Source organism: Chryseobacterium indologenes (assembly GCF_002025665.1).
Lineage (GTDB): Bacteria > Bacteroidota > Bacteroidia > Flavobacteriales > Weeksellaceae > Chryseobacterium > Chryseobacterium metallicongregator.
This window is the reverse complement of sequence record NZ_CP018786.1, coordinates 3650417-3663525: the sequence shown is the minus strand read 5'-3', so window position 1 is coordinate 3663525 and position 13109 is coordinate 3650417. Positions and strand designations below refer to the sequence as shown.

22 protein-coding genes and 1 pseudogene are annotated in these 13109 nt (G+C 33.0%); 18 read left to right on the top strand and 5 right to left on the bottom strand.

Annotated features, from left to right (window positions below; genetic code table 11):
* Window positions 1–137 precede the first annotated feature (137 nt).
* The gene (locus BUE84_RS16625) at window positions 138–746 is read right to left on the bottom strand and encodes an NUDIX hydrolase (RefSeq protein ID WP_079242658.1); all 609 of its coding nucleotides are present in this window, start codon (window positions 744–746) and stop codon (window positions 138–140) included.
* A 391-nt stretch (window positions 747–1137) separates the two neighbouring features.
* On the opposite strand from BUE84_RS16625, the gene BUE84_RS16620 reads away from it, so the two are divergent.
* Window positions 1138–2055, top strand: a complete 918-nt coding sequence (locus BUE84_RS16620) for a P63C domain-containing protein (protein WP_202971502.1) — start codon at window positions 1138–1140, stop codon at window positions 2053–2055.
* Window positions 2056–2147: 92 nt separating this feature from the next.
* Here BUE84_RS16620 and BUE84_RS16615 read toward each other — a convergent pair whose 3' ends face one another.
* Together BUE84_RS16615 and BUE84_RS16610 are read right to left on the bottom strand one after the other, a co-directional pair.
* Window positions 2148–3062 carry an energy transducer TonB gene (locus BUE84_RS16615; protein ID WP_079242656.1) on the bottom strand — a complete coding sequence of 305 codons (915 nt, stop codon included), beginning with the start codon at window positions 3060–3062 and terminating at the stop codon, window positions 2148–2150.
* 8 nt (window positions 3063–3070) lie between these two features.
* Window positions 3071–3505 (bottom strand): hypothetical protein, encoded by a 435-nt coding sequence (locus BUE84_RS16610; protein ID WP_079242655.1) that lies wholly within the window; start codon window positions 3503–3505, stop codon window positions 3071–3073.
* Window positions 3506–3724: 219 nt separating this feature from the next.
* Between BUE84_RS16610 and BUE84_RS16605 the strand changes: the two genes are divergently transcribed.
* Both BUE84_RS16605 and BUE84_RS16595 read left to right on the top strand, forming a co-directional pair.
* Window positions 3725–4006, top strand: coding sequence for a hypothetical protein (locus BUE84_RS16605; RefSeq protein WP_079242654.1), 282 nt, complete (start codon window positions 3725–3727; stop codon window positions 4004–4006).
* A gap of 452 nt (window positions 4007–4458) precedes the next feature.
* On the top strand, window positions 4459–4707 hold the full coding sequence (locus BUE84_RS16595; protein ID WP_079242652.1) for a hypothetical protein: 249 nt from the start codon (window positions 4459–4461) through the stop codon (window positions 4705–4707).
* Here BUE84_RS16595 and BUE84_RS16590 read toward each other — a convergent pair.
* Window positions 4700–5128: a hypothetical protein gene (locus BUE84_RS16590; protein ID WP_079242651.1), complete on the bottom strand. Its 429-nt coding sequence runs from the start codon at window positions 5126–5128 to the stop codon at window positions 4700–4702. The two genes, BUE84_RS16595 and BUE84_RS16590, sit on opposite strands and share 8 nt — an antisense overlap.
* Window positions 5129–5310: 182 nt before the next feature.
* Here BUE84_RS16590 and BUE84_RS16585 point away from each other — a divergent pair, with 182 nt between their 5' ends.
* The 14 genes and pseudogenes from BUE84_RS16585 (at window position 5311) to BUE84_RS16520 (ending at window position 12641) form a co-directional block, all read left to right on the top strand.
* Window positions 5311–5583, top strand: coding sequence for a hypothetical protein (locus BUE84_RS16585; RefSeq protein WP_079242650.1), 273 nt, complete (start codon window positions 5311–5313; stop codon window positions 5581–5583).
* Window positions 5580–5777, top strand: coding sequence for a hypothetical protein (locus tag BUE84_RS16580; RefSeq protein WP_079242649.1), 198 nt, complete (start codon window positions 5580–5582; stop codon window positions 5775–5777). The genes BUE84_RS16585 and BUE84_RS16580 overlap by 4 nt, the downstream gene beginning before the upstream one ends.
* A 59-nt stretch (window positions 5778–5836) precedes the next feature.
* A complete protein-coding gene (locus tag BUE84_RS16575) occupies window positions 5837–6223 on the top strand; it encodes a hypothetical protein (protein ID WP_079242648.1) in 387 nt (128 codons plus the stop codon).
* A gap of 79 nt (window positions 6224–6302) precedes the next feature.
* On the top strand, window positions 6303–6542 hold the full coding sequence (locus tag BUE84_RS16570; RefSeq protein ID WP_145953283.1) for a hypothetical protein: 240 nt from the start codon (window positions 6303–6305) through the stop codon (window positions 6540–6542).
* A 65-nt stretch (window positions 6543–6607) separates the two neighbouring features.
* Window positions 6608–6910, top strand: a complete 303-nt coding sequence (locus BUE84_RS16565) for a hypothetical protein (protein ID WP_079242646.1) — start codon at window positions 6608–6610, stop codon at window positions 6908–6910.
* Window positions 6911–6929: 19 nt separating this feature from the next.
* A complete protein-coding gene (locus BUE84_RS16560) occupies window positions 6930–7205 on the top strand; it encodes a hypothetical protein (protein WP_145953282.1) in 276 nt (91 codons plus the stop codon).
* A 1-nt stretch (window position 7206) separates the two neighbouring features.
* The gene (locus BUE84_RS16555) at window positions 7207–7719 is read left to right on the top strand and encodes a hypothetical protein (protein ID WP_079242644.1); all 513 of its coding nucleotides are present in this window, start codon (window positions 7207–7209) and stop codon (window positions 7717–7719) included.
* 43 nt (window positions 7720–7762) lie between these two features.
* On the top strand, window positions 7763–8539 hold the full coding sequence (locus BUE84_RS16550; protein WP_145953281.1) for a hypothetical protein: 777 nt from the start codon (window positions 7763–7765) through the stop codon (window positions 8537–8539).
* Window positions 8540–8542: 3 nt separating this feature from the next.
* Window positions 8543–8809: pseudogene (locus tag BUE84_RS16545) on the top strand (DUF3127 domain-containing protein); the annotation flags it as partial.
* A 110-nt stretch (window positions 8810–8919) separates the two neighbouring features.
* Window positions 8920–9342, top strand: coding sequence for a helix-turn-helix domain-containing protein (locus tag BUE84_RS16540; protein ID WP_079242641.1), 423 nt, complete (start codon window positions 8920–8922; stop codon window positions 9340–9342).
* Window positions 9343–9351: 9 nt separating this feature from the next.
* Window positions 9352–10170, top strand: coding sequence for a DNA-methyltransferase (locus tag BUE84_RS16535; RefSeq protein ID WP_202971501.1), 819 nt, complete (start codon window positions 9352–9354; stop codon window positions 10168–10170).
* A 65-nt stretch (window positions 10171–10235) separates the two neighbouring features.
* The gene (locus BUE84_RS16530) at window positions 10236–11108 is read left to right on the top strand and encodes a hypothetical protein (protein ID WP_145953280.1); all 873 of its coding nucleotides are present in this window, start codon (window positions 10236–10238) and stop codon (window positions 11106–11108) included.
* Window positions 11080–12000 carry a hypothetical protein gene (locus BUE84_RS16525; RefSeq protein WP_079242638.1) on the top strand — a complete coding sequence of 307 codons (921 nt, stop codon included), beginning with the start codon at window positions 11080–11082 and terminating at the stop codon, window positions 11998–12000. The genes BUE84_RS16530 and BUE84_RS16525 overlap by 29 nt, the downstream gene beginning before the upstream one ends.
* On the top strand, window positions 11997–12641 hold the full coding sequence (locus BUE84_RS16520; RefSeq protein ID WP_079242637.1) for a helix-turn-helix domain-containing protein: 645 nt from the start codon (window positions 11997–11999) through the stop codon (window positions 12639–12641). The genes BUE84_RS16525 and BUE84_RS16520 overlap by 4 nt, the downstream gene beginning before the upstream one ends.
* Here the strand turns inward: BUE84_RS16520 and BUE84_RS16515 are convergent.
* On the bottom strand, window positions 12638–12850 hold the full coding sequence (locus BUE84_RS16515; protein ID WP_079242636.1) for a hypothetical protein: 213 nt from the start codon (window positions 12848–12850) through the stop codon (window positions 12638–12640). The genes BUE84_RS16520 and BUE84_RS16515 overlap by 4 nt on opposite strands.
* Window positions 12851–12935: 85 nt before the next feature.
* Here BUE84_RS16515 and BUE84_RS24460 point away from each other — a divergent pair, with 85 nt between their 5' ends.
* Window positions 12936–13109: a hypothetical protein gene (locus BUE84_RS24460; protein ID WP_158521377.1), complete on the top strand. Its 174-nt coding sequence runs from the start codon at window positions 12936–12938 to the stop codon at window positions 13107–13109.

Genomic DNA, 13109 nt, shown 5'->3' with positions numbered 1-13109 from the left:
GAGAGGGAAGTTTTTGAAGGCAATTGAAGAGTGTTCTCTTTTTTATTCAACTTTATAAAATTTCATTGTTAAATAATTATCTGAAAAAGTAAATAGCCGGATACAAACTTCCGGCTTCACTCTTCTAGCTCTGTTATTTATTTCTTCGAATCCCAGAATTCTTTTACAATCAGTTTGATGTTTTTAAAAGTACTCGGGAACACTTCATTTTCAATGTCTGATGTCGTTTTCCATGCAACTTCGGTAATACCTTCTTCTATTTGCGGTTTGGAAGTATCTTCGCCGTTAAAGTTCATTTCAAACCAATGCGTACATTTTAAGATTTTTTCACCATTTCTTTCTACATAGATATGGTAAGTAGTATTAATAAATTGTACAAGTTCAACATCACTCAAACCTGTTTCTTCCTCTATTTCCCTTACAGCAGACTCTTCTCTGGATTCTCCTTTTTCCATTTTACCCTTAGGAAGATCCCATTTGCCGAGTCTTTTGATGAAAAGAATTTTACCTTCAGGATTATTAACAAGACCTCCTGCAGCCTCTATAATTCTGAAAAGCTTTTGAAACTCCTGCCAGATTTCTTCCAAATTCTCTCCATACACATTCAGTTCCTGCACAGAAGTATTCTCCAAAAGATCCAATGCGATCTCTAAAGTTGTATAATTTTCGTATCCAAGCTTTTTTTCAAGTTCTTCAGGATGCTTAGACAGTAATAATTTTTTTTCGTTGACAAAAACTTTATACATTTTACTTGAAATTTAATATGGCTGATAATCAGTAGTTTGTGAAAATTCAAAACATCAAAAACAGTCGTTTTTACTATGTTTTTTACTATTTTTTTACTACAATTATATCGCAAATATAAAGATTAATGCTAAAAGTAAAGGTTGAATTTCTGAAAAAAGGTTAGCGTATTGATTTATCATTTTGAAAAAATGCTAACAAAAATGTTAATAAAAATTTATTACAAGCATTGTTTCCCTTTACTTCTTTACGTAAATTTACTATTGTCGATACTTCTTACACTAATAAAAAGTTACTTTTAAAACAATATAAAAAGCCACTTTAAGGGTTACACTGCTAATGTATGATGTATCGACACCCCTTATTGTGGCTTTTAACTTTAAAACTATTTGTATGACGAATTTAATGAAAAATTTTGAAATCAATGCCACGCATGAAGCTAAATTTAATTTGGGAACATCTGAAATTGAATGTTACATTCTTAGCGATGGTACACGAGTAATTTCTCAAAACGGTGTTTTGCGTGCTTTCGGACGAAAGAAAAGAGGAGTAAGAAGGATTTCAGACAGTGGTATCAAAGTGCCATCTTTTATGGATGCAAAAAACCTTGAATCCTTTATTGATGGGGATTTGAGTAATGCTATCAACCCTATTGAATTTAAAAATAAAAATGGCAATACGATCTATGGCTATAGAGCTGAAATTGTTCCTCTTGTTTGTGAATTGTATTTAAAAGCAAGAGATCATGGTGGTGTTTTAACTAAGTCGCAGCTTGTTGTCGCAAAAACGGCTGAGATCTTGATTAGGTCTTTCGCTAAAGTTGGGTTAATTGCCTTAATTGACGAGGCGACAGGTTACCAATACGATCGAGAAAAAGATGCCTTACAAGTAATATTAAAGGCTTATGTTAATGAGGAGCTACTAAAATGGCAAAAAATGTTTCCAGATACTTTTTATTTTGAGATATTTAGATTAAATAGGTGGGATTATACTGTTAATGGAATAAATAAACGTCCAGGAGTTATTGGGAAGTGGACTAATGAATTAATATACCAACAGCTTCCAAAAGGTGTTCTAGAAGAACTTAAGAAAGTTACACCAAGAAGTGAAGAAGGAAACTATACTGCACGATTCTTTCAAAGCCTAACTCCTAATATGGGGCATCCATCATTAACTGCTCAAATATATAAGGTTATTGGAATTATGAACATTTCTAATAATTGGGATGAATTCAAGTCCTTGTTTAATAAAATGGTTGATAGAAATAATGGACAAATGGAAATTAACTTTGATGTTGATCCTGCTGCTTAATCAGTATGTTTTTAAACCAGAAATTATCTGCATAAAAAAGGCCCCGTTTGGGGCTTTATTTTTACCAGTTGTTGCATTATCAGTGCATAAACTTATTCAAAATTCATCGAAAATTTTGTTTTATAAAGTGATCTAACTTTTACGGAATTTATTTTAGCTGGCGACCATTTACTTCTTATTGACTTAACTGTCTTGATGGACTCTTTATTAAATGCCTCATTATTACCAGTAGCGGTTATATTAGATATACTTCCGTCTTTTTCAATAATAAACGATATTTCAGACTCTAATCTACCGGCTTGACCTATCATTTCTGAAGTGTTGAAATGGTCACCGAAACTTTTGCGTAATGCCCCAATGCCTCCAGGAAATTCAGGACTAAACTCAACCTCTGCAAAAACTGTCTGATCAGATTCGGAAACTGATGGAAAAATTTTAGTACGATTAAGTTCTTTTTCTTTTGTTAAATCTTTATTTAACACTTTAATTGCTTTTTCATAAGCATCATAGCCGATGTACATCTGGTCATTATATTTTATGGTTTTAAATGAACCATCCATATATTGTATTTTTATTGTAGATATTTTTAGAGATTCAACTACATCTGTAAGCCATACGTAATCAAACGACCATTCCCCAATATTATTAGACGCAATTGGACCAATTCCTTTTAAAGTTTTGTAATAACCTGTTTTAGTTTTAACGAGATCACCAACAGGGTTTTCGCCAGCAACGGTAAACCATATATATTTTATTGTCTTAGAAGATGGATTAAATATTGAGAAATTAGCTCCCGTTGTATAATTATCATCAGTTGCTTGATAGCTGACAATTCCAATTCCATACTTTTTTGTTAAAATAAATGGTTTTAGTGCGTCTTTTATATCTTCATTTATACGGTCATTTTCTAAATTATAATCAGGTGGTACTAATACAATTTCCTTCGGTTCAGGAATTGACTGTGCAAATATGATATTTGATATTAATATCAGTAATAATTTTTTCATAGTTAGAACTATTTCTTATCATACCTAACATCAAAACCAGATTCATAAATCACTGCTTTATTCCCATCTAATTCTTTAAGATAAATGGTTCTCATTTTGGTTTTATCACTTTCTTTGTATGAAAGATATAATACTGGATTGTCGGTTTTAGTTGCTCCGATAATTATGTATGTTCCTTTCTGAATCTGTCCCATTGCGTTTTTACTTTGGTAATTTGAATCATTATCAAAATCAAAGGTAGATTTATCTACATCGCCGTTGTAAACCCAATAGCCTGGAGATTTGTGCCCCCAAAACTCCCAATGGCCAATTATTTGAGATTTTATATATTGAGAATCCTCAAACTTATTCTGTTCAATTGGAGTGTCATCAGAACTGGAACAACTTGATAAAGTAATTAATGATAGTGTAAATACAAATGAAGCGATAATAAATTTTTTCATGATTTAATTTTTTGCAAATATAAAAATTAAAAAATATTCACATTTTACGGAAACCCGTAATTTTATATCAATTAAAATTATAATATTTGAAAAATATAATAACACATTATGTGGTGTGTTAAATAAAATATTATATTAGCTGATATGAAAAAGTGATAAATGATAATAAGGGTCGTTTTAGAATTGTTATTTTTGCAATGAATTTAAAAACAGTTATCTATGAAAACGAAACTAATTATTTTGACAGCAATAGCTGCAGCAATTATTTATTCATGTTCTGACCGAGACGAAGAGGTAAGAAAGGATGCAATTGAAAAGGTCAAAGCTAGTAACCAAAACTTAAAGTTAAACCAACCAAGCGCACAAAGTCGTGAAGGCGAATCGACTCTAACTAGTGATACTATTAGAATTAGGAGCAGTAACGATACGGGCTTGGGTATACCACCAGAAGATCCAGAAGATGGAGGAGACCCGACTACAATCACCCCGCCAAAGAGGTAAAAATAGTTTAATACTATGGAAAATTATAGGCTCGATAATAGTTATATTATCGGGTTTTTTACCGTTCTTAGACAATATTATAGTCTGGTATAATCCGGATTTTGCAAATTATCAAAATACTATTGGCGGTATTTTGAGAAATGATTATTGGCTTTTGTCTATTTATTATACTACGCCTGTAGTTATTATAGGCCAATTCATGAAAGCTTACAAGTTAACTTTTTTCTTCCCTTTATTTGCATCGATATATTGTTCATCACTGTACTTATTTCAATTTGTATGGGGTATTAAATTAGATCCAGAATGGCCCCATAGAATCGGAATGATACTTATGATGATTCCAGGAGCTTACGTTGTATATCGATTAATTGAACACGTAAACAACTTGAAGCTTGAACTGGAAATTCAATATAATACTATAGAGAGAGAACGTAACCGCCAAATAAATAAAGATGCAGAAAATTAATAGAGAGCAACGCAAATTTATTAGGCAGCTTCATTATAGAAATGAAGACTACTATGATCTTGGCCTAATTGAATATAGTGAATACATAGATAATAATTTCCTTCTGTTAAGACAGGTTAGGTACTGCAATATTAACGAAGAGCAAAAAATTATTTTAGCTGAATCAATTGCATTAAAAATAGACTTGAATAAATTTAGACTCGGGATTCAGGTAGCACGTTTGGGATTTAATTAGAAGAACGGTCTTTTTGTTTTTCTTTCGTATCTGCTTTTAATTTAAAATGCCTTAAGATTGGAGCAAGTGAAATTTCTATTTTAAGAGTCAGGTCATCCACCATATCTTTCAATTCCTCATTTTCTTTTTTTAATTCCAATATGTCTTTATGAAGAATAGCCATTTGCTCGTCATGTGGCTTGTTTTTTATTTCGCTACCTTCATTATTATCGTGACTTTTAACATCAGAAACATATTTTTGTTTTATATAACTAGTTATTGTTTCTAGCGTTCTTTCTAATGGACGTTTCGACTCCCCATTTATAATTTTTTGTATACCAACTGCTGAAATGCCTGTCCCTTGCGAAATATCGTAAGCGGTTATGGAGTATTTATTTATCAGTTTTAGGGCTTCTTCTAGTAATTCATCTCTTTTGTCCATAAAAATAATATTATTGAAAATCAACTAGTTATATAATATATGTAATAAATTATATAAAAAGTTTGGTTTGTAATATAACTTGTTATATATTTGTCTCAACAAAACAACAACGCAAAGTTAATCTTTTTGTTGGATGTGAAAAAACAGTGATAAAACTAATTTTTATTTAAAACAAATAATGTATGGAAAGTTTAGTAGTAGGGAAGACAATTAGAGCGGAGGTTTCTCATTTTCTAAAAGAATTTACAACTGCCCAAGATATTGCAGATGTAAATGCAGAAACCGGAATTAGCGTGTCAACATTGAACTATTTAAAAAGAAGAGTTGGCAATGTGACAGAAGACAACAAAAAGGGAATTATTTCTCTGGCTAAAAAGGCTTACAACAATGCAGAAGCAAAAAGAAAGGAAGCCCTTAAGTGTAAAAAAGAACTTAGTTTAATTCTTCAATCATGAACCTAGACTACCAGATAGCAAAAGATTATTTATTAAAACTTCCTTCAGAATCGAGAGAGGAATTATGTAAGAGTATTTTGAGTGGTTTGAAAACTAGAAAGAAGACAAAGAAAGAACTTGAAGAAGAGTATACGAGTTTCTTAAGCAAGTCAAAGTCATTCAAAGATTTTAAAGAAAAGTATTTAAAAAAATGAGCCACCTGGGCAAATGTGACTCGGCAAAAACGAAATAGTAATTAAAAAATCACTACATCATGGCAAAAGTAAAAAAAATTTTAGACAAAGAGATCAAAGGTTTTGCATTTTATAAGCAGCTTGATCACAGAGTAAACAGAATGCGTGTTCATGGAGTTATTTGGTTGGATGAAGGATATAGAATACATGTAGTTCCTAATGAGTTTAGACAGTTGAATGAATTAGGACAGGTGTCAGGGTCGGTTTTAAAATCTAATCCCGGATATAAGCAAATAAAGCGAATGATTGCGAGATGGTTTCAGACTTACAGAAAAGGCGGTAAATCATTCTTCAGAGAAAGGATCTCAACAATGAGAGAAGCGTGTCAACAGGCTGAATATAGTTTGAGGATAAAGATGATCCAGAGGGGCAGAATATCGTTTAACCATTATTTTACAGCATCATGAAAGCTTTATTTCTAATCAAATGCTGGTTTATATATCAGTTCATCTGTTTAATTGAATACTTACTTAAAAAACAATGATCATGAACCTAACAGAAATACTAAGTCCTGAATTTCTAATTGATAAGGACTTTACGAAAAAAGTATCTGATGAAGTTTATTACGAATTACAGATAGCAAGTTCAGAACCTTCAGTAATAGTATATGTCTATAATAATTCTGCTTCGATATGCATTGGTACAGGTAGGGAAAAAGACATTAAGATTGAAAGTGAGTCTCAGTTCTCACAGTTTTTAGAAACCATTCAAAACACTTTATCATGACACATTCAGCAATCATTAAAATAGAAAACCATTCCGGCATTGTTTAAACAATCAAATCAATAATCATGTCAACAAAACAAGTAAACGCAGATTCATTAATGGATATTTTAGAAGAATACAATGTTAGAATTGATTATGAAACTGCCGAAAAAGCATCAGAAGATTTTCAAGCACATCTTAGTATGATGCGAGATATGGAAAGTTACAGCGTTGCGTCACATTATCCTAGAAACGAAGAAACAAATGCACTTAAACGTGAGATTGAAGAGTTGAAAAAAGAAATAGAGATATACAAAAACTCTGTGAAACAAAGACGAAACGCCAGTCATGTATGGACTGAAAACGGAAGAGTTTATTACGATTTATAACCAAATCAAAAATGAAGATATGGATATTCAAGACTACAGCCGGGGGCGGAACAACGCTAACTCCAAACTGGCATTTCAACAAGTAAAGGTGACAATTCCCACAATGCAGCAGCAAGTATATGAACTTGTGGATGGAATAAATTCAACCTTAGACATAGCAAATATACTGGGAGTTCCGATACATAAAATTTCAGGTAGGTTCTCAGAGCTAAAAGCAAAGCAAAAGATATTTCAAACATCATCAAAAAAACACGGACATACTTCGTATGCCGTGTACACTAAAACAATTAATTAAAATGGAAAAACAATCTAAAACACACTTCAGAAAAGTTTACAAATCTGATCACTTGGGGGTGGCGGATCTTGAAGACTATATGGAAGAGGGTAGAAGGCTTGTTTTCAAAATACGGGAAGTTAAACAGGAGTTGGGAGTAAGTGTAGCAGGGAAAAAGGGAAACTTCAATATAGCATATTTTGAAGAAAATATTAAGCCACTGGTATTGAATGCAACAAACGCTGCAGTATTGAAAGGGTTCTCTGGTTCGTCATTCGTAGAAGACTGGAAAGGATTATTAATCGAATTATTTATTGATTCAACAGTAAAGATGAAAGGTGATGTTGTAGGAGGCGTTAGAATCGTAAAGAAACAGCCAATAATTGATAGTGATTTGACAAACGAAATTAACGCATGCAAAGAAGTTTCTGAGCTTGGTAAGTTATTCGGAAAAATGTCAAAAGAGCAACAACAGAGATACAAAGTATTAGTAACTGAACGTAAAAAAGAATTAGAGAATGTTAAGAGTGCATGATTTTTCAAATTACAAATTCCGTCCTCATGCTATTGGCAAAATAATGAAAGGACTTCCAAAGCCTTTAACGCAAAATCAGTCAGAAACGTTGGTGGGATTAATGGAAAAAATTTATTCTGGAAAAATTACAGATAAGCAAATAGTTACACTGGGGGACTTGATTAAAAAGAGAGATGCGAAACCTGAATTATCCGATGGGGCAAAAACATATCTAGATACAATTTTTAAGGAAAAGGTTTTCAATAGGAAAAAAGATGTACAGAGCAAATACCTAATAAAAGGAATATCTGTTGAAGAGGAAAACATCAATCAGTACAATGAAGTAAAAGGGACTTTTCTAATTAAGAACGAGGTTCGATATGAAAATGACTTCTTTTCAGGAGAAATGGATATTGAGGAAGATGATGAAATAATAGATTTTAAAAGCTCATGGGATTATGAAACATTTCCTCTTTTTAAAGATGACGTGCCAAATGAAGATTATGAGTATCAGCTACAGGCTTACATGGATCTAAGGCCAAACGTAAAAAAAGCAAAATTAGTTTATGGCCTTGTTGATACTCCAGACGAATTAATCCTTGATGAAAAAAGAAAAACCGGTTGGAAGTTGGGATTCATTGATGGCCTTCCGGAAGATTTAGATCAGGAAATAACCAACAACATGACTTATGCTGATATTCCCAAAGAAGCAAGAATAAAAGAATTTATCATTTACCGAGACGAAAAGGTAATTGCCCAAATGAAAGGCATGATTATCATGGCAAGAGAATATCTAAACTCACTTAACACAACATTAGCAACACATCTAAAATTGATTTAAACTATGGAACTACAGGGAACAATTAAAAAAATAGGAAACACTGAAACTTTTGCGTCAGGATTTCAAAAAAGAGAATTTGTAATACTTACTACAGAGCAGTATCCGCAGCCAGTAAACATTGAAGTGATGGGAGACAAGATTGATATTTTGGATCCGGTTAAAGAAGGAGACAATGTGAGTGTTGGAATTAATATCCGAGGTAGAGAATGGGTTTCTCCACAGGGCGAAACTAAATACTTCAACTCTATAGTTGCCTGGAAAATTCAAAAGCTTTCCTGATGAAAGAAAAAGACGGATACTGGTCAGGCCGTGACAGCAACGGCCTATTCAAATGGAACGAAAATGCTTAATCAGATTAGACAACGACAAAAAGAAAACTAATGAAAAATCCAAAACTAAACCCCGAAATTGAGACTATTAAATCAAGCCTATGTAAAGAATTAGGTTATCTACCGGGTGATAAAATTCCAAACAGCACTGTTTCAAAAGCACTAGGTAAAATTGACGCAACCGCAACATTAATCTACGCTAAAACACTTAATCGTAAAGCCAGATTTGCAAGGCCCGGAGAATGCCAGTACACAATGGAGCTGGAAAAAGAAAGAATGCCCAAAGCTTCAAAACCAGAGGACGGATTACTATCTACATTGGCAGCTGCTAAAATTTTGAACGTACATCCAACAAGCCTTAGCGCTATGAGAATCGCAGGAAAAGTAGAAGCTGAAAAATTAGGCGGTAGATATTTCTTCAAGCCGGAAGAAGTTGAAAGACTAAGAATACAAAGAGCTATTGATAAACTATAAATTCAAAATATGATTTACAGAGATCACCATCAAAATTATAAACAGTATCATATTCCAAAAGCGCAATTGATAATCGCTGACATTCCATATAATTTAGGAAATAAAGCATATGCAAGTAATCCGGCTTGGTATAATGATGGAGATAATTGTAATGGAGAAAGCGAATTAGCAGGAAAGGAATTTTTTATGACAGATAAAAATTTTAAACCTGCCGAATTTATGCACTTCTGCTCAAAGATGCTAAAACCAGAACCAAAGGAAAAGGGTACAGCACCAGCAATGATAATTTTTTGCGCCTTTAACCAAATGTTTGATGTTGCTGAATTAGGGAAAAAGCACGGGTTAAATAATTACATTCCTCTTATTTTCAGGAAAAAGTTTTCAGCTCAGGTGTTAAAGGCAAATATGAAGATAGTCGGAAATTGTGAATACGGTCTTCTCCTGTATCGTGATAAGCTTCCAAAATTCAATAATAAAGGCAAAATGGTAATGAATTGTATTGAATGGGTAGAAGACGAAGATAATAACAATTATCCAAAGTTGCACCCAACGCAAAAGCCTGTTGGATTGCTTAAGCGCCTTATTGAATTATTTACAGATGTAGGCGAAGTAGTCATAGATCCATGTGCAGGAAGCGGGAGCAGTTTAGTTGCTGCAATTGAATTAAATAGAAAAGCTTACGGCTTTGAAATTGATAAAGAATTTTTTCCAAAAGCTAAAAGCTGGATAGAAAAAACAATCCAAAGAAAGAATGATATTGACAAGTATGGATTTGCTAAAACCGAAATGGATGAAGAAGGAGCAAATTTATTTACTGAAATTATTTAACCATGCATTAGTGATGTTTTAGCATGGGTAAAACCAAATTGAATTATAAGAATTAAAATGAAGATATGCCTAATAGAATATTACGAGACTGGACAGACAGTTTCATAGTGGACGAATTAGATGTTCACGCTGAAAGATTCTTCGTTAGGCTTATCATGAAGGTAGATGATTTTGGAAGGTTTTCTGCTGATAAAAGATTATTGAAATCACAACTGTTTCCGCTAAAATCCGACATAAGAGATACTGACATTGCCCGTTGTCTCACTGCGTGTGAGAAAGCCGGATTGATTACTATCTATACAGTCGCATCGAAATGCTATTTACAGATTGAAAATTTCAAACAAACTTTAAGGCAAAAAACTACTAAATATCCATCGCCTGACGAATGCATAGCAGATGCTACGCATATGATAAGCAATAGCGAATCAATTGCTTCCCTGAAACGAAACGAAACAGAAACAGAAACAGAAACAGAAAGCGAAGGAGAAAAAAAAGATCCCACCCAACTTTTTGAAGAAAATCAGTTTACAGGTTTCTTTGATCGATATGGAGAAGATAAAGGAATTGTTATTTCTACAATGCTAAAAGCTGAAGAAAAAGAAAGAAAAAAAGTTGCGCAAAAAAAAGAAAGCGAAATAGTTGATTATTTCCACGAAAAATGTAAAAACCTACCTAGAGTGCAGGTGTTGAGCGATAAGCGGAAAACGAGCCTTAAAATGCGCTTGAAAGAACACGGTGAAGATAATGTTTTGCGAGTAATAGAAATGGCTGGAGAATCAAGATTCCTTTCTGGGGAAAATCATAAAAATTGGACAGCAGATTTTGACTGGATTTTTAATCCTACAAATTTTATCAAAATCATGGAGGGAAATTACAAAAATAGAGAGTATAACGTAAATGCAAACAATAATGGAAGTTCACAAGCAAGAAGAAGGTAAATATTTGCCTCCAAGAAAAAGCGCAGCAATTGACGCTATGTTGAAAATAAATCCTGATCACCCTATTGCAAAGAAGTATCTGGAAGATTTTGAAAAGTACGGCAAAGCATTTACTGAATTTATGAATGAGAATAAGCCAAAAGAGGAATTTGTAAAGCCTGATTTAAAACCAATTGATCCAGAGTATTTCTATGGAGCATTTGTTGAAAACTACAAATTTGTTGCTGTTAAAGAATTTGACGAATCGCTAAACAATTTTGAAGCAAGGAAGCTAGCTAGAACATTAGTTTCATATTTTATCGGGAATAAAAGCTTTTACAAATCGCCATTGTTATGCAAAAATGAGAAAGGAGATTTCAAAAGTCAGCCCAATTTAAATAAAGGAATTATGATTATAGGATCCTATGGAATTGGGAAAACTTCAATAATTGAAACCTTTCATAATATTTTTAAATATGCCAGGGATAATACTTTCAGGATCAAAAATAAGCTTGGGGAATTTGAACAATTGCGCTGGTATGATATTTATTTCTCGTTCTGTACAACTAACGACGTTGTAAGTGAATTTGAAGGAATTAAAAGAAATGAGCATTCAGATGAAGATTACGTTTGGGATCAGTTCTGGAAAAAGCACTCTAAAGGTTTTAGATATTACGATGACGTCATGACGGAGAAGGTCGCAAGTAATTTTGGAAAGGTTGAATTATTCAAACAAATTTTTGAAAAAAGATATTCTAACCGGGCAAAGACTATTATTAGTTTAAATTACGAAGGAGATACAATTGATTCCACTTTAGAGGCTTTTGCCAAGCGTTATGGAGAGCGTAATTATGACCGCCTGTTTGAAATGTACAATATAATCGAACTTAAAGGAGAAACATTACGAAAATGAAAACAAAAGTTAACCGAACGCCAACTGATTTACTGGATGATCTTTCGATATTCATTTACAATTTACGTGCTGCAGGTTATACGCTGATGAATATTGCTCACATTGTCAAAAAGGATCACTCCACAGTATTGTATCACATACGAAAGTATGACGGACTTTCAAAGTTCAATCAGGAATTTAAAAATAGAATCAAAAATTTCAACGAAGAGAATTTTATCAAGAAAATGAATTACTCAAAACTTTTAAAAAACAGAACTGGAAACGTACCTGTATCAGTTTCGTTTATCAATTCAGCACCTGTAAAACAAAAGCCACTGATCAAGCCTTTAACAGGTCCACAAAACTACAATGAAAAAGACAGGGACTCTGTAGAAAAATGGTTAAGTTTCTGCGCAATCGGAACAACGATAATCGACACCGGAACCAAGATGCTAAAAAATAAAGGTTTGATTCATTCCCGTGATGGAGTATTTGATCTGATCACAGCATTTAAACAGCTCAATAAGCACTTCACCGGAAATGAAAACTTTGATCAAAAAGAAATTGGTATTGAGGATTTTGTTTTCACGTTTTTAACTTCTAATGAAGAACAGCAGCAGCGAGTTATTAAATTCCAGGAGTCAGTTTTGAGGAAGGGTTAGTCAACAGTTAAAGCATTAAGTTCAATGGAAAGTTCCTTTAATACTTCCAAAGCCTTAACCGCATCTTTCTTAGAAAAAGATCTTCCATCAGCATTATTCAGCTTTCTGCTTAAGTATGCAGCAGCGTTCTTATTTGTTGGCCACATTCTACTTGCAATGTGCGAAAGGTCAACCTTACAATGATTTTTTAAATAATCTTCAACTGTCATACAGCAAAGATATAAAAAAAAATGTACAAAATAATTTGCACTGTACAAAAATAATTGTACATTTGTATCAACAAAAACAAACAATATGAAAACAACAATCATTATTATCGCTTACACTCTATTATTAATCGGAGGCTTGGCAACTGCAGCAATTTTAAATCCTGCTAAGACAGAAGTTAAATCAAAAACCTTTGTGGGAATTGATGCAGTGGGAGTAAAGCACGGAGCTGGGGAAAAATCAACAATTAAATATCACTAG

Bases quoted from the DNA above. Each gene is read 5' to 3' on its own strand.
- BUE84_RS16560 (WP_145953282.1), top strand. From the start codon at position 6,930: ATGGATATTCAAGACTACAGCCGGGGGCGGAACAACGCTAACTCCAAA.
- BUE84_RS16535 (WP_202971501.1), top strand. From the start codon at position 9,352: ATGATTTACAGAGATCACCATCAAAATTATAAACAGTATCATATTCCA.
- BUE84_RS16625 (WP_079242658.1), bottom strand. From the start codon at position 746: ATGTATAAAGTTTTTGTCAACGAAAAAAAATTATTACTGTCTAAGCAT.
- BUE84_RS16615 (WP_079242656.1), bottom strand. From the start codon at position 3,062: ATGAAAAAATTATTACTGATATTAATATCAAATATCATATTTGCACAG.
- BUE84_RS16540 (WP_079242641.1), top strand. From the start codon at position 8,920: ATGAAAAATCCAAAACTAAACCCCGAAATTGAGACTATTAAATCAAGC.
- BUE84_RS16520 (WP_079242637.1), top strand. From the start codon at position 11,997: ATGAAAACAAAAGTTAACCGAACGCCAACTGATTTACTGGATGATCTT.
- BUE84_RS16515 (WP_079242636.1), bottom strand. From the start codon at position 12,850: ATGACAGTTGAAGATTATTTAAAAAATCATTGTAAGGTTGACCTTTCG.
- BUE84_RS24460 (WP_158521377.1), top strand. From the start codon at position 12,936: ATGAAAACAACAATCATTATTATCGCTTACACTCTATTATTAATCGGA.
- BUE84_RS16555 (WP_079242644.1), top strand. From the start codon at position 7,207: ATGGAAAAACAATCTAAAACACACTTCAGAAAAGTTTACAAATCTGAT.
- BUE84_RS16595 (WP_079242652.1), top strand. From the start codon at position 4,459: ATGCAGAAAATTAATAGAGAGCAACGCAAATTTATTAGGCAGCTTCAT.
- BUE84_RS16605 (WP_079242654.1), top strand. From the start codon at position 3,725: ATGAAAACGAAACTAATTATTTTGACAGCAATAGCTGCAGCAATTATT.
- BUE84_RS16565 (WP_079242646.1), top strand. From the start codon at position 6,608: ATGTCAACAAAACAAGTAAACGCAGATTCATTAATGGATATTTTAGAA.
- BUE84_RS16575 (WP_079242648.1), top strand. From the start codon at position 5,837: ATGGCAAAAGTAAAAAAAATTTTAGACAAAGAGATCAAAGGTTTTGCA.
- BUE84_RS16570 (WP_145953283.1), top strand. From the start codon at position 6,303: ATGAACCTAACAGAAATACTAAGTCCTGAATTTCTAATTGATAAGGAC.
- BUE84_RS16610 (WP_079242655.1), bottom strand. From the start codon at position 3,505: ATGAAAAAATTTATTATCGCTTCATTTGTATTTACACTATCATTAATT.
- BUE84_RS16530 (WP_145953280.1), top strand. From the start codon at position 10,236: ATGCCTAATAGAATATTACGAGACTGGACAGACAGTTTCATAGTGGAC.
- BUE84_RS16590 (WP_079242651.1), bottom strand. From the start codon at position 5,128: ATGGACAAAAGAGATGAATTACTAGAAGAAGCCCTAAAACTGATAAAT.
- BUE84_RS16525 (WP_079242638.1), top strand. From the start codon at position 11,080: ATGGAAGTTCACAAGCAAGAAGAAGGTAAATATTTGCCTCCAAGAAAA.
- BUE84_RS16585 (WP_079242650.1), top strand. From the start codon at position 5,311: ATGGAAAGTTTAGTAGTAGGGAAGACAATTAGAGCGGAGGTTTCTCAT.
- BUE84_RS16620 (WP_202971502.1), top strand. From the start codon at position 1,138: ATGACGAATTTAATGAAAAATTTTGAAATCAATGCCACGCATGAAGCT.
- BUE84_RS16580 (WP_079242649.1), top strand. From the start codon at position 5,580: ATGAACCTAGACTACCAGATAGCAAAAGATTATTTATTAAAACTTCCT.
- BUE84_RS16550 (WP_145953281.1), top strand. From the start codon at position 7,763: ATGAAAGGACTTCCAAAGCCTTTAACGCAAAATCAGTCAGAAACGTTG.